The sequence below is a fragment of the Streptomyces sp. NPDC015125 genome, assembly GCF_043080045.1.
Classification (GTDB): domain Bacteria; phylum Actinomycetota; class Actinomycetes; order Streptomycetales; family Streptomycetaceae; genus Streptomyces.
This window is the reverse complement of record NZ_JBIBVF010000008.1, coordinates 45605-59595: the sequence shown is the minus strand read 5'-3', so window position 1 is coordinate 59595 and position 13991 is coordinate 45605. Positions and strand designations below refer to the sequence as shown.

The following is a 13991-nucleotide window of genomic DNA, read 5'->3' as shown; positions in this document are numbered from 1 at the left end:
TTTCACGCCACCGCAGGCGCACTCGGCGCCCCCGGTGACCGGTGGGGGCAGCGGTACTCGCTGCCCCCGGTGTGGTCAGCGGCTGTCGCTGCCCTTGGACTCCGCGGCCGCGCGGCCCGCCTCCAGCCGTGCGACCGGGATGCGGAACGGGGAGCAGGAGACGTAGTCCAGTCCGGCCTCGTGGAAGAAGTGGACGGACTCCGGGTCACCGCCGTGCTCGCCGCAGACCCCGAGCTTGAGGTCCGGGCGGGTGGCCCGGCCGGCCGCGGCGGCGTTGCGGACCAGGGCGCCCACGCCGTCCTTGTCGATGGTCTCGAACGGGCTGACGCCGAAGATCCCCTTCTCCAGGTACGCGGTGAAGAAGCTGGCCTCGACGTCGTCGCGGCTGAAGCCCCAGACCGTCTGCGTGAGGTCGTTCGTACCGAAGGAGAAGAAGTCGGCCGACTCGGCGATCTGTCCGGCCGTGAGGGCGGCGCGGGGCAGCTCGATCATCGTGCCGAGGGTGAGCTTGAGGCTGACGCCGTGGGCCTTCTCGACCTCGGCGATGACCTGCTCGGCCTCCTCGCGGACGATCTCCAGCTCCTGGACGGTGCCGACCAGCGGAATCATGATCTCCGCACGCGGGTCGCCCTTGGCGTTCTTGCGCTCGGCGGCCGCCTCGGCGATGGCGCGCACCTGCATCGCGAACAGACCGGGGATGACCAGGCCGAGGCGCACACCGCGCAGGCCCAGCATCGGGTTCTGCTCGTGCAGCTTGTGCACGGCCTGCAGCAGCCGCAGGTCGTTCTCGTTGGCGTCCTTGCGGGCCTCGGCGAGCGCGACCCGGACCGACAGCTCGGTGATGTCGGGCAGGAACTCGTGCAGCGGCGGGTCCAGCAGCCGGACCGTCACCGGCAGTCCGTCCATCGACTCGAACAGCTCGATGAAGTCGGCCTTCTGGAGCGGCAGCAGCTGGGAGAGCGCGGCGTCCCGGTCGGTCTCGGTGTCGGCCAGGATGAGGTGCTCGACCATCTCGCGGCGCTCACCGAGGAACATGTGCTCGGTGCGGCACAGGCCGATGCCCTGGGCTCCGAAGCGGCGGGCACGGGCGGCGTCCTCGGCGTTGTCGGCGTTGGCCCGTACGCGCAGCCGGCGCACCCGGTCCGCGTACGCCATGATCCGGTGGACGGCCTTGACCAGCTCGTCGGCGTCCTCGGCACCGGCGTGCATCCGGCCCTCGAAGTACTCCACGACCGGGGACGGCACGACCGGCACCTCGCCGGCGTAGACCTTGCCGGTGGAGCCGTCGATGGAGACGACGTCGCCCTCCTCGATGACGGTGCCGTCGCTGGTCGTCATCCGGCGGGCCTTGGTGTCGACCTCCAGCTCCTCGGCGCCGCAGACACAGGTCTTGCCCATGCCGCGGGCGACGACGGCGGCGTGTGAGGTCTTGCCGCCGCGGGAGGTGAGGATGCCCTCGGCGGCGATCATGCCGTTGAGGTCGTCGGGGTTGGTCTCCCGGCGGATCAGGATGACCTTCTCGCCGGAGCGCGACCACTTGACGGCGGTGTACGAGTCGAAGACGGCCTTGCCGACCGCCGCGCCCGGGGAGGCGGCGATGCCGCGGCCGATCGTCTCGGACTTCGCCCCGAGGTCGAAGCGGGGGAACATCAGCTGGGCGAGCTGCGCGCCGTTGACCCGCTGCAGGGCCTCGGCCTCGTCGATCAGGCCCTGGTCGACGAGCTGGGTGGCGATACGGAAGGCGGCGCCGGCGGTGCGCTTGCCGACCCGGGTCTGCAGCATCCACAGCTTGCCGCGCTCGATGGTGAACTCGATGTCGCACAGGTCCTTGTAGTGCGTTTCGAGCGTCTCCATGATCTGCATCAGCTCGTCGTACGACGCCTTGTCGATGTTCTCGAGGTCGGCGAGCGGCACGGTGTTGCGGATACCGGCGACGACGTCCTCGCCCTGCGCGTTCTGCAGGTAGTCGCCGTAGACGCCCTGGTGCCCGCTGGCGGGGTCGCGGGTGAAGGCGACGCCGGTGCCGGAGTCGGGGCCGAGGTTGCCGAAGACCATGGAGCAGACGTTGACCGCGGTGCCGAGGTCGCCGGGGATGCGCTCCTGGCGGCGGTAGAGCTTGGCGCGGTCGGTGTTCCACGAGTCGAAGACCGCGCGCACCGCGAGGTCCATCTGCTCGCGGGGCTCCTGCGGGAAGTCCCGGCCGGTCTCCTTGGACACGATGTCCTTGAAGTGCGCGACCAGGCTCTTGAGGTCGGCGGCGTCGAGCTCGATGTCGACGCGGACGCCCTTGGCCTGCTTGGCCTCCTCCAGCGCCTCCTCGAAGAGCTCGCCGTCCACGCCCAGCACGGTCTTGCCGAACATCTGGATCAGGCGGCGGTAGGAGTCCCACGCGAACCGCTCGTCACCGGCCTGCGCGGCGAGGCCGGAAACCGATGCATCGGAGAGGCCGATGTTGAGGACGGTGTCCATCATGCCGGGCATGGAGAACTTCGCCCCGGAACGGACCGATACGAGCAGCGGGTCGTCGGCCTGGCCGAGCTTCTTGCCCATCTTCTGCTCAAGGGCGTCGAGGTGCTCGGAGACCTCGGCACGCAGTGCCGCAGGCTCGGTGCCGCTGTCGAGGTAGACCTTGCAGGCTTCGGTGGTGATCGTGAAGCCGGGAGGGACCGGAAGTCCCAGGTTGGTCATCTCGGCGAGGTTCGCGCCCTTGCCGCCTAGGAGGTCCTTGAGGTCCTTGTTGCCCTCGGTGAAGTCGTAGACGAACTTCACGGACGAAGGCTGGGTTACGTGGGGATCTTGCGTTTCCGGCACGGCACTGACTCCTCGCCGACGGGCTGCCCTGACGGCGAGGAACATACCCAGATCGAAGGCACATCGGTACGTCCACTTGGTCGACATGCGTGCGTAACCAGCCGTCCGCCACTAGATCGAAAGTGATCATGCATTCGGCGGTCACTTCACTACCTGAATGCATCACTCCGCTATGCAGTTGAAACACGGCCAATGTGCTACCCAGAGTCACGAATGGCGTAATCAGTCGAACGAATGAAGCATGGCACCCGGTGCCACCATTGGAGAGGTAGAGTCCCGCCGCCACCGCTCATCTGAGCGCAACCCCTATCAGGGGTGGCGAGAATCACGCGCTCATGTGTGACCCGGTCCCATCATTTGGACCCTCTCCAGTCTCTCGCTCCACGACCTGTTCAAGGAAGGCATCCACCACGACGCGCGCCCGGTCCCGTACGGCCGGCGGATCTGGGCGTCGGCATCGGGCCATATCTCTCGGCGCCTCTTGCGGCCCCTTCTCCTACCTCTTGGCCGTCGCCCGCCCTCCTACCCCTTGGCCGTCGCCCGCTCTCCTACCCCTTGGCCCGTCGCCCGCTCCGTCGTGGCCGGGGGTTCTGGCCGTCCAGCAGTTCCAGGATTCGGTCCGCCCCCCGGGTCTCGACCTGCAGCACGACCCGGCCCAGCAGATCCGCCAGATCCAGTGCCTCGTCATCGCTCAGTGCCTCGGTGACAAAGGCTTCCTCGGTGTGAAATTCCGGGAAGACCCGGATCATCAGCCGCTCGCCCTCGGGGGTCAGGGAGAGCAGGGCGAGCCGCCCGTCGGCCGGGTGGTTCTTGCGTTCCAGCAGGCCGCGGCCCTGGAGTGTGCGGGCGACGCCGGTGAGCGTGCCCTTGGAGATGCCCGCGTCCTCGGCGACCCGCCGGGTCTCCCGCTCGCCCCAGATCCAGACCACCCACAGCACGACGAAGGAGGTCCAGGTCAGCTCGGCGTCGCGCAACACGGAGTTCTCGAAGTACTGCCGTACGGCGGCCGCGGCGCGATGGATGCTCGCAACCGCGGCCATCCGCTCATGACAGACGAGGACGGGAGTGTCACCGAGTTTGGCCTGGACCGCCTTCTCCGTGTCCCCGAGGGAACGGTGCCCGCTCACCACAACAGCCCCCTCAGCCTCTGCCCGGCCCGTAGGTGCCCGGCACCGTGACACCCGGTGCCCGTACGGACTCAAACGGTAGCGGCGGGCGGCGGCCGTCCCTTCGCCGACACGCCCCGCAGACTCCGCACGCCCCGCACGCCCCGCACGCCCCGCACGCCTCAGGCTGCCTCCGAGGGCCTCCTGTCCGTACGGGGGGCAGCGCCGCTGCTTCCGCCGGGCCCGTCCCCCGTACGGGCCCGGCGGAGGTTCCCCGATTCCTCCGGGCGGCCGGATGCGCGCCACGCTCAGACTGCTGCCTGACGTAGCGTCAGGGTCAAGGCCCGTCCGGTGAATACCGGGGGCGTGCCCCGTGAGTACGCCGTGAGTACCCCGTGAGCACCTCCGGCAAGGGTGACCGCGCAGCCATGGGGCACCTGGCCTCAGGGCAACAGTGCGCCCCGGCACCTCCGCCCTATGGGGAGGTGCCGGGGCGGTGGATCAAGGCCCGGCCTCAGCCGCCCGACGTGTCCAGCTCCGCGTCGGCGTCCACGCCCGCGCAGTCGTAGGGGTCGTCCAGCCAGCCGTCCGGCAGGACGACACGGTTGCGGCCGGAGGTGCGGCCGCGCGGGCCGTCCGCGCCCACCGGCCACGACTGGTCCAGGTCCAGCTCCGACAGCAGCGCGTCCAGTTCGTCGAGCGAGGAGGTCACCGCGAGGCTGCGGCGCATCTCGGAGCCGATCGAGAAGCCCTTGGTGTACCAGGCGACGTGCTTACGGAAGTCGATCACTCCGCGCGTCTCGTCGCCGATCCACTCGCCGAGCAGCGTGGCGTGCCGCAGCATCACCGCCGCGACCTCCTTGAGCGTGGGCTGCGCGTACCCCTCCGAGGCCTCGCCCCCGGTACCCGTGCCCTCGAAGGCGGCGACCAGGTCGCCGAACAGCCAAGGCCGTCCCAGGCAGCCGCGCCCCACGACCACCCCGTCACAGCCGGTCTCCCGCATCATCCGCTGTGCGTCGTCGGCCGACCAGATGTCACCGTTGCCGAGCACCGGGATCTCCGGGACATGCTCCTTGAGGCGCGCGATGGCGTCCCAGTCGGCGGTGCCGCCGTAGTGCTGGGCCGCGGTCCGGCCGTGCAGCGCGATCGCCGTGATGCCCTCCTCGGCCGCGATCCGCCCCGCGTCCAGGTAGGTGATGTGGTCGTCGTCGATGCCCTTGCGCATCTTCATCGTGACCGGCAGCGACCCCGCGTTCGCCACCGCCTCGCGCAGGATCGAGCGCAGCAGGTTCCGCTTGTACGGCAGCGCCGAGCCGCCGCCCTTGCGGGTCACCTTCGGGACCGGGCAGCCGAAGTTCAGATCGATGTGATCGGCGAGGTCCTCTTCCGCGATCATGCGGGCGGCCTTGCCGACGGTGTCCGGGTCGACGCCGTACAGCTGGATCGAACGCGGCTTCTCGGTCTCGTCGAAGTGGATCAGCTGCATGGTCTTCTCGTTGCGCTCGACCAGCGCCCGCGTCGTGATCATCTCGCTGACGAACAGTCCCTTGCCGCCACTGAACTCCCGGCACAGCGTCCGGAACGGGGCATTGGTGATCCCGGCCATGGGCGCGAGCACCACGGGCGGCTGCACCGCATGCGGACCGATCTGCAGCAGAGTCATGACGGCGATACCTTCGGCTTTCTTCGGCTTTCTTCGGCTTGCTTCGACGGGACGGGCGAGCCGCGGCCGTACGGGCGGTCCGGCCACTGCGATCTCCCATTGTCCCGCACCGCGGGAGTGGCCCTGCCGGGGCCGGATACCCACGATCGTTGTAGCGTTCAACCATGCCGGATCTCAGCCGCCGACGGCGTCTCCTGGTGCTGGCGATCTGCTGCCTGAGCCTGCTGATCGTCAGCCTGGACAACACCATCCTCAATGTCGCCCTGCCGTCCATTCAGCACGAGCTGCACGCCTCGGTCGCCGGTATGCAGTGGACGATCGACGCCTACACCCTGGTCCTGGCGGCGCTGCTGATGCTGGCCGGTTCCACCGCCGACCGGCTCGGCCGGCGCCGGATCTTCCTGGTGGGGCTGGTGGTCTTCGCGGTCGGCTCGCTGCTGTGCAGCCTGGCGCCCGACCTGGAGTGGCTGGTGGTCTTCCGGATGGTGCAGGCGGTCGGCGGCTCGATGCTCAACCCCGTCGCCATGTCGATCATCACCAACACCTTCACCGAACCGCGGGAACGGGCCCGCGCGATCGGGGTGTGGGGCGGGGTCGTCGGCATCAGCATGGCGGCCGGGCCGGTGATCGGCGGGCTGCTGGTGCAGAGCGTCGGCTGGCGTTCGATCTTCTGGATCAACGTCCCGATCGGGGCGCTGGCGTTCTTCCTGACCCTGCGCTACGTCCCGGAATCCCGCGCTCCCAAGCCGCGCCGCGTCGACCCCGTCGGCCAGCTGCTGGTGATCGCACTGCTCGGCTCGCTGACGTACGCGATCATCGAGGCGCCGGATGCCGGCTGGACGTCCCCCGAGATCCTGGTGTTCGTGCTGGTGGCGCTGGCGTCCCTGGCCGGTCTGATCGCCTACGAGCGGCGCCGTAGTGAACCCCTCATCGACCTGCGGTTCTTCCACAGCGCACCGTTCAGCGGGGCCACGATCGTGGCGGTGTGCGCCTTTGCCGCGCTCGCCGGCTTCCTCTTCATCAACACGCTGTATCTGCAGAACATCCGTGGTCTGTCCGCTTTGGACGCCGGTCTCTACATGCTCCCCATGGCCGGGATGACGCTGATCTTCGCACCGGTTTCGGGGCGGCTGGTCGGCAACCGGGGGCCCCGGCTGTCGCTGCTCCTCGCCGGTACGGCGATGGGGGCGAGCGGGCTGCTCTTCGCGGCTTTCGACGCGCAGGCGACGAACTCGTTGCTGTTCACCGGCTATGTCCTGTTCGGCATCGGATTCGGCCTGGTCAATGCGCCGATCACCAACACCGCGGTGTCCGGTATGCCGCGTGCCCAGGCAGGGGTGGCCGCCGCCGTCGCCTCCACCAGCAGGCAGGTCGGGCAGTCGCTCGGCGTCGCGGTGATCGGCGCCGTACTGGCGGGCGGGGCACACGTCGCCGCCAGCGCGGACGCCTTTGTCGCGGCCGGCCGCCCGGCGTGGTGGATCATCGCCGGCTGCGGCGCGGCCGTGCTGCTGCTCGGCGCCCTGACCACGGGCCGGTGGGCGAAGGCAACGGCCGACCGCACGGCGCTGCTGTTCGACGACGAGGCGCGGGGGCAGCAGGCGGCGGACGCACGGTCGTAGGGGGCCGGATGGTCCGTGTGGCGTGGTGGCGGGTTGGCGTGGTGCCGCGGTGCCGTCCGGTGCCTTCGTCGCTCTCCTCGCGGCGCCGTCTGCTTCCGGCCCCCGCCCCCGCCGCCCGTACCCCTCAGTCCCCATACCTCTCAGCCCTCGTGCCCCTCAGCGCTCGTTCCCTCAGACCGTGACGAGCGCCGGGGGCTCCGCCGACTCCGCCGACTGCGCCGATTCCGCCGCCAGCTGTTCCAGCCGCTCCCGGCTCACCTCGTCCACCGGTGTGTAGGACAGCAGCTTGGGTCCGGGGTTGGGCCCCGTCCACAGGCTCATTGCGGACAACTGCAACACGCCCACCCGGGGATGCCGGAAGAGCTTGACCGAACTCATCGGGCGGATGACTTCATGCTGTGCCCAGATCTCCCGGAACTCGGGCGACGCCTCCGTCAGCCGAGCGACCAGCGCCTTCCAGGCCGGTTCCGCGACATGCTCGGCCATCGACGCCCGGAACTTGGCGGCCATCACCCGCAGCGTGGCGTCCAGATCGACCATGCTCGACCGCCAGCCGGGGTGGGTGAACGCCAGCCACATACAGTTGCGGTCCGCTTCGGGCAGCGCATCGAGGTCGCACATCAGACGGCCGTATGTGCCGTTGTAGGCGAGGATGTCGAACCGGCTGTTCTGGACGAGCGCAGGGAACGGCTCCAACTGGCGCAGCATCAGCCGCAGTTCGCGCGTGACGCCCGTGCACTCCGTGCCCGGCGTCGGATCGATCGCCCCGGCCAGGGCGAACAGATGGCTGCGCTCGGCGCGGTCGAGCAGCAGCGCACGGGCGACCGCGTCCAGGACCTGCGGCGAGACGTGGATGTCCCGGGCCTGTTCGAGCCAGGTGTACCAGGTGACCCCGACGGCACCGAGGTGCGCGACCTCCTCCCTGCGCAGACCGGGGGTACGACGGCGGGCACCCCGCGGCAGCCCGACCTGCTCGGGCGTGATCCGCTCCCGCCGGCTGCGCAGAAAAGCGGCCAGCTCCGCCCGGCGGGCGGTGTCGTCGCGCGGAGTGGTGGCGGCGTGCGGCGGGGCACCACCAGGGCCTGTGGCAGTCTGCGTCAGGGGCATGTCCACGGTCATGGCTCCAGCGTGCCGCAGTCCGCAGCCAGTTGCCAGGTAGCACTGGTACCAGGATAAGAACACTCTGGTACCAGTCTGAGCGGCCGACGATCATCGGGTCCGTGAGCGATACCCGAGCACAGATGACCACTGCGGAAGCCACGGCTGCGCCCCCTGGAGCCGCGGCCACCCTCGCGGATCCCGCGATCCCGAAGACCCCGGCGGCCCCGGCGGCCCCGGCCGCACCGGGCCCCGCCGCGCAGCGGCCCCCGGCCACGACCGCGCTGACCCCGCTCGGCCTGCTGACCGTGCTGCTGGGCGCGGCCCTGCCCATGATCGACTTCTTTATCGTCAATGTCGCGCTGCCGACCATCGACCACGACCTGCACGCGGGGCCCGCGATGCTGGAGATGGTGGTGGCCGGCTACGGCGTCGCCTACGCCATGCTGCTGGTCCTCGGCGGCCGGCTCGGCGACATGATCGGCCGCCGTCGGCTGTTCCTGTGGGGCCTGGCCGCCTTCGGCCTCACCTCACTCGCCTGCGGTCTCGCGCCGGACGCCGGGACACTGGTGGCCGCCCGGGTCGCCCAGGGCGCCGCGGCCGCACTGCTGCTGCCGCAGGTACTGGCCACCATCCAGGCCACGACCACCGGCAAGCGGCGCGCCAAGGCCGTCAGCCTGTACGGGGGCACGGCCGGTGTCGCCAGCGCCGTCGGCCAGGTACTCGGCGGCCTGCTGGTCTCGATGGACCTGGCGGGCACGGGCTGGCGCGCGGTCTTCCTGGTGAACGTCCCGATCGCCGCCGCGGCCTGGCTGCTGGCCGCCCGTACGGTCCCCGAGACCCGGTCGCCGCACCCGAGCCGGGTGGACGGCCCCGGCACCGCGCTGCTCGCCGCCACCCTGCTCACCCTGCTGCTGCCGCTGACGGAGGGCCGGGCGGCCGGCTGGCCCGTGTGGTCCTGGATCCTGCTGGCCGCATTCCCCTTCGCCGCCACCGCGTTCGTGCGCGTCGAGCGCCGGGCCGAACGCGCCGGCCGCACCCCGCTCGTCCCGCCCTCGCTGCTGCGCATCCCCTCCGTGAACAGCGGACTCACCATGATCATCCCGTTCACGCTGGGCTTCGGCGGCTTTATGTTCGTGGTCGCCGTCGCCCTCCAGAACGGGCTGCACTACGGCCCGCTCGCGGCCGGGCTGTCCCTGGCGCCGCTGTGCGTCACGTTCTTCTTCGCTTCGCTCGCCGGTCCGCGGCTGGTGATGCGGTTCGGGCGGCGGGTGGTGGTCGCCGGTTCGCTGATCCAGGGCATCGGCCTGATCGCCCTGGCACTGACCGTGCACACGGGCTGGCCCGGGATATCGGTGGCCGGGCTCGCGGCGAGCATGGCCGTCCTGGGCCTCGGGCAGGGCATGGTGCTGCCGGTGCTGATGCGCATCGTGCTGAGCGAACTGCCGGTGGCGCAGGCGGGCGTGGGCGGGGGCGTCATGGTCACCACCCAGCAGTCCGGCCTCGCGCTGGGCGTGGCCACCCTCGGCACTCTCTTCCTCGCCCTGATGCCGTCCCTCGGCATCCGCGACGCGATGCTCGCCGCCCTGCTGACGCAACTGGTGATCGTCGCAGGCACGACGACGCTCGCACTGCGCCTGCCCCGCCTCGTGCGCTGACCTGGGCCGACCTGGGCTGACGGGAGCCGACCTGGGCCGACCAGGGCTGACCGGGCTGACACGAGCCGACCTGGGCGGGGACGGAGGGGACGGCGGGGGCGACGGGGGCGACGGGGGCGACGGGGGCGACGGAAGGGGACGCGACTCGCGCATGACGGGACGCGACTCGCGCATGACGACTGACAATTATTGAAATCTGTCATCCGTCATGTCATAGTGAAGACAGGGCACAGCCCCCGCCCTCGCCCCCAGCCCCCCACGCCCCCTCATCCCTCCCGTCCTCCAGGAGCACGCAGTGCAGACCCGCACCCTGGGCACCACCGGCCCGCAGACCTCCGCCCTCGGCCTCGGCTGCATGGGCATGTCCGCCCTCTACGGCGACAGCGACCGCAGCGAGTCCATCGCCACCCTTCACGCCGCCCTCGACGCGGGCATCACCCTGCTCGACACCGGTGATTTCTACGGCATGGGCCACAACGAACTGCTGATCAACGAGGCCCTGCGCACCGCCCCCGCGGCGGCCCGCGAAAAGGCGCAGATCAGCGTCAAGTTCGGCGCCCTGCGCACGGTCGAAGGCGGCTTCACCGGCTATGACGGCCGGCCGAATGCGGTGAAGAACTTCGCCGCGTACTCCCTCCAGCGCCTGGGCACCGATCACATCGACATCTACCGGATCGCCCGGATCGATCCGGACGTCCCGATCGAGGAGACCGTCGGCGCCATCGCCGAACTGGTCGCGGCCGGACACGTCCGGCACATCGGCCTCTCCGAGGTCGGCGCGGAGACCCTGCGCCGGGCCGCCGCCGTCGCCCCGATCTCCGACCTCCAGATCGAGTACTCCCTCATCTCCCGCGGTATCGAGGAGACGATCCTGCCGACCGCCCGCGAGCTGGGCATCGGCATCACCGCCTACGGCGTCCTGTCCCGCGGCCTGATCAGCGGCCACTTCAGCCGGGACCGCAGACTCGCCGCGAACGACTTCCGTGGCATGAGCCCGCGCTTCCAGGGCGGGAACCTCGACCGCAATCTCGACCTGGTGGACGCACTGCGCAAGATCGCCGAGCAGAAGGGCATCTCGGTCGCGCAGACCGCCATTGCCTGGGTGCTCTCCCGCGGCGAGGACATCGTCCCGCTGGTCGGCGCCCGCCGCCGCGACCGGCTGACCGAGGCACTCGGCGCCCTGGAGGTCACCCTCGACGCCGACGATCTGGCCGCCATTGAACGCGCCATCCCTGCCGACGCCGCCGCCGGTGACCGCTACCCCACCGACCAGATGGCCCACCTGGACAGCGAGCGCTGACCCCGGGGGAAGCGTGACCGACGGAGCGGTTACGGGGCACGGACAGGTACCGTCCGTACGTACCCGGCGCACGGATCCGGTGTACCTGCGCACCGGCGACCGGTGCCGGCACCGGCGCACCCACCCGTGTGCCACCCGGACCGCTCGCAGGCCCCGCCCCACCCCGCCCCTCCCGAAAGGCCGACCGCCCCATGCCGCCCGAGACGTTGACCCCTGAGCGCATCCTCGAAGCCACCGAGGAGGTGCTGCGCCGCTACGGTCCGGCCAAGGCCACGGTCGTGGATGTGGCGCGCGCCCTGGGCGTCAGCCACGGCAGCGTCTACCGTCACTTCCGTACCAAGGCGGCGCTGCGGGAGGCGGTCACGGAGCGCTGGCTGGACCGTACGAGCAAGGAGCTCTCGGTCATCGTCGCGACGGAAGGGCCGGCTCCGGAGCGTCTGGACCGCTGGCTGAGCGCGCTGTTCGAGGCCAAGCGGCACAAGGCCGGTGACGATCCCGAACTCTTCGCCACCTATATGACGTTGATCGGAGAGAGCGGCGGTGTGGTCGACCGGCACGTCACCGATCTGGAAGCCCAGCTCACCACCATCATCGAAGCCGGCGTCGGCCAGGGCGCGTTCCACACCCCCTCCCCCGCCACCACCGCCCGCGCCGTCTTCGACGCCACCGGCCGCTTCCACGACCCGTGCTACGCCCCCGAGTGGTCCCGCCCCGGGATCACCGCCGACTTCGAGGCCGTCCGCGACCTGGTCCTCCGAGGCCTGCGCGGCTAGGTCCGGCCAGGCGCTGTCTTCACAGTTCCCGCTGCCTCGCGGCCTGCGAAGAAGGCCGTGGCACGCCGTAGAACCAGCGCAGTGACCCCGTACGTTCACCGGGTTCCCGTGCAAGGGGCGCGGCGTGACCTACATGGGTGCTGAAGGTATGCCGGTCCCGCAGCGAGCCGAGCGAGCGCCCGGTCGACGGCGTACCGGGTGCTGGTACACCGTCGACCGGGCGGCGCCGACTCAGAGCGGCACGTGCGGATACTGCTCGGCGCGGTGCTGGAAGGCCAGGACCGCGGGGTTCTGGACGGTGCCCTCGCGGATCTCGATCGCCCGGCGGATCGTGCCGTCACCGTCCCAGCCGGCCGGTCCTTCGAGGACCGGCCGCAGGAACGGGATCAGCGCCTCGCTGTTCTCCCAGGTGGCCGCGTCCCACAGGTAGGAGGGGCTGTGGTCCACGCCGTAGTACTGGACGTGGTCGCCGACGGTGAACATCGGGGCGTTGAAGGTGGTCGGCCGGGCCCAGGCGAAGCCCATGCCCTCGTCGCAGGAGACATCGATGACGAGGGTGCCGGGCGCGAGCTTCGGCAGGTCCTCCTTGATCAGGAACATCAGCGGCGCCGCGGTGTCCTGGAGCACGCAGTTGACGATGATGTCGTGCCGGGCGAGGAACTCGGCCAGTGGCTCCGGGCCGTCCTCGGTGAGCGCGATGCTGCGCCGCGGGTCGAGGGTGTCGTCGGCCACGTCGTGGTCGAAGTGCACGATCCGCGCCGAGTGGATCGGTGAGCTGACGGCGGTGACACCGCGGGCGGTCAGCACGTCCACGTCGTGAACGCCCAGCGCGCTGAGCGCGGTGACCGCGCCGCGGGCGGTGGCGCCGAAGCCGATCACCACCGCACGCCGCCGGCGGCCGTAGTCACCGGTCGCACCGGTCAACTGCATGGCGTGCAGCACCGATGAGTAGCCGGCCAGCTCGTTGTTCTTGTGGAAGACGTGCAGGTTGAACGAACCCTCCTGGGTCCAGTGGTGCATCGCCTCGAAGGCGATCACGGTGAGCCTGCGGTCGATGGCGGCCTGCGTGACCTTCTCGTCCTGCACGCAGTGCGGCCACCCCCACAGCACCTGCCCGTCCCGCAGCTCCGCCAGATCCTCGTGCAGCGGTTTGGCGAGCAGGATGACATCACACTCCGCGATCAGTTCCTGGCGAGAGCGGAAACCGGCGACCGACGGTGCGAGCTGGCTGTCCGGGACACCGAAGTGCTCTCCGTAACCGGTCTGCAGATAGATGCTGGGCTGGAGGTCGGTGTCGATGCGTCCGAAGTGCGCTGGGTGGATTGGCAGACGGTGCTCGTTCTCTTTGCGGGTCTGCGACATGATGCCGAGCTTGAGCTGCTGCAAAGTACCCCTTTGATTACTCCCTGTTTAACACACCCCCGGCGTGCGGGGACCCCGACCAGCAACACTTCTCCGGCCGGGCACAGGGGGAAGAGGCGCTACCCGACCCTCCGGTAGCTGCTGCCGTCCTCGGGGCGGGCCAGCAAGCCCGCCACGACGAGGTAGCGGCGCAGCGCCGAGCAGTCTTCGTGCACCGTCAGCAGCGCCTCGTTGACCTCGCGCTCGCTGTATTCCCGGTCCCGCTCGAACAGCGTCTCCGCGAGATGTACGAGCAACTGCTCGCGGCGGGCCGCCTTCCGCGGGATCGCCGTGAGCCGCCCCCGGGAGAAGAGGGAGGCCACCCCCTGTGAACCGCTCGACTCATGATCAGACATGCCGGAAGCCTCCCGCGCCACCCCGCACCCGGCAACGCATTTTCACGCGGTGACCGGACATCGCACGTCACGGCGTTACCCGGCGACGCACTTCACGGAGTGACCCGACAACGCGCTTCACGGCGTTACCCGGCGACGCACTTCACGGGGTGCCCCTGCAAGGCGCTTTGACGAGTGAGGCGGCGACGGCGAGCGGGCCACCGCCT

At 70.3% G+C, this 13991-nt stretch carries 10 protein-coding genes; 4 read left to right on the top strand and 6 right to left on the bottom strand.

Translation table 11 applies throughout. The annotated features are described in order from the left end of the window. Nucleotides 1-75: 75 nt before the first annotated feature. From ppdK to dusB, 3 genes are all read right to left on the bottom strand, one after another. Nucleotides 76-2769, bottom strand: coding sequence for a pyruvate, phosphate dikinase (gene ppdK / locus ACF088_RS19280; RefSeq protein WP_392376974.1), 2694 nt, complete (start codon nucleotides 2767-2769; stop codon nucleotides 76-78). Nucleotides 2770-3359: 590 nt separating this feature from the next. Continuing rightward, on the bottom strand, nucleotides 3360-3938 hold the full coding sequence (locus ACF088_RS19275; RefSeq protein ID WP_392376973.1) for a MarR family winged helix-turn-helix transcriptional regulator: 579 nt from the start codon (nucleotides 3936-3938) through the stop codon (nucleotides 3360-3362). Nucleotides 3939-4431: 493 nt separating this feature from the next. Next, nucleotides 4432-5580 (bottom strand): tRNA dihydrouridine synthase DusB, encoded by a 1149-nt coding sequence (dusB, locus tag ACF088_RS19270; protein ID WP_392376972.1) that lies wholly within the window; start codon nucleotides 5578-5580, stop codon nucleotides 4432-4434. Between the two features lie 164 nt (nucleotides 5581-5744). Between dusB and ACF088_RS19265 the strand changes: the two genes are divergently transcribed. Further along, complete coding sequence (locus tag ACF088_RS19265; RefSeq protein WP_392376971.1) at nucleotides 5745-7199, top strand: MFS transporter; 1455 nt, start codon at nucleotides 5745-5747, stop codon at nucleotides 7197-7199. A gap of 171 nt (nucleotides 7200-7370) precedes the next feature. On the opposite strand, the gene ACF088_RS19260 is transcribed toward ACF088_RS19265, so the two are convergent. Continuing rightward, entirely contained in the window at nucleotides 7371-8318 is a 948-nt protein-coding gene (locus tag ACF088_RS19260; protein WP_392376970.1) for a helix-turn-helix transcriptional regulator, read from the bottom strand. A gap of 122 nt (nucleotides 8319-8440) precedes the next feature. Between ACF088_RS19260 and ACF088_RS19255 the strand changes: the two genes are divergently transcribed. The 3 genes from ACF088_RS19255 (at nucleotide 8441) to ACF088_RS19245 (ending at nucleotide 12028) form a co-directional block, all read left to right on the top strand. Continuing rightward, nucleotides 8441-9955 carry an MFS transporter gene (locus tag ACF088_RS19255; RefSeq protein ID WP_392376969.1) on the top strand — a complete coding sequence of 505 codons (1515 nt, stop codon included), beginning with the start codon at nucleotides 8441-8443 and terminating at the stop codon, nucleotides 9953-9955. A 295-nt stretch (nucleotides 9956-10250) separates the two neighbouring features. Beyond that, complete coding sequence (locus ACF088_RS19250; RefSeq protein WP_392376968.1) at nucleotides 10251-11255, top strand: aldo/keto reductase; 1005 nt, start codon at nucleotides 10251-10253, stop codon at nucleotides 11253-11255. Nucleotides 11256-11446: 191 nt separating this feature from the next. Beyond that, a complete protein-coding gene (locus tag ACF088_RS19245; RefSeq protein WP_392376967.1) occupies nucleotides 11447-12028 on the top strand; it encodes a TetR family transcriptional regulator in 582 nt (193 codons plus the stop codon). Between the two features lie 231 nt (nucleotides 12029-12259). Here ACF088_RS19245 and ACF088_RS19240 read toward each other — a convergent pair whose 3' ends face one another. Both ACF088_RS19240 and ACF088_RS19235 read right to left on the bottom strand, forming a co-directional pair. After that, entirely contained in the window at nucleotides 12260-13414 is a 1155-nt protein-coding gene (locus ACF088_RS19240; RefSeq protein WP_392376966.1) for a N(5)-(carboxyethyl)ornithine synthase, read from the bottom strand. Nucleotides 13415-13509: 95 nt separating this feature from the next. Continuing rightward, on the bottom strand, nucleotides 13510-13785 hold the full coding sequence (locus tag ACF088_RS19235; RefSeq protein ID WP_392376965.1) for a DUF2087 domain-containing protein: 276 nt from the start codon (nucleotides 13783-13785) through the stop codon (nucleotides 13510-13512). Nucleotides 13786-13991 lie beyond the last annotated feature (206 nt).

Excerpts from the sequence above, each read along its gene's own strand:
- ACF088_RS19245 (WP_392376967.1), top strand. The coding sequence starts at position 11,447 with ATGCCGCCCGAGACGTTGACCCCTGAGCGCATCCTCGAAGCCACCGAG.
- ACF088_RS19255 (WP_392376969.1), top strand. The coding sequence starts at position 8,441 with ATGACCACTGCGGAAGCCACGGCTGCGCCCCCTGGAGCCGCGGCCACC.
- ACF088_RS19235 (WP_392376965.1), bottom strand. The coding sequence starts at position 13,785 with ATGTCTGATCATGAGTCGAGCGGTTCACAGGGGGTGGCCTCCCTCTTC.
- ACF088_RS19260 (WP_392376970.1), bottom strand. The coding sequence starts at position 8,318 with ATGACCGTGGACATGCCCCTGACGCAGACTGCCACAGGCCCTGGTGGT.
- ACF088_RS19265 (WP_392376971.1), top strand. The coding sequence starts at position 5,745 with ATGCCGGATCTCAGCCGCCGACGGCGTCTCCTGGTGCTGGCGATCTGC.
- dusB (WP_392376972.1), bottom strand. The coding sequence starts at position 5,580 with ATGACTCTGCTGCAGATCGGTCCGCATGCGGTGCAGCCGCCCGTGGTG.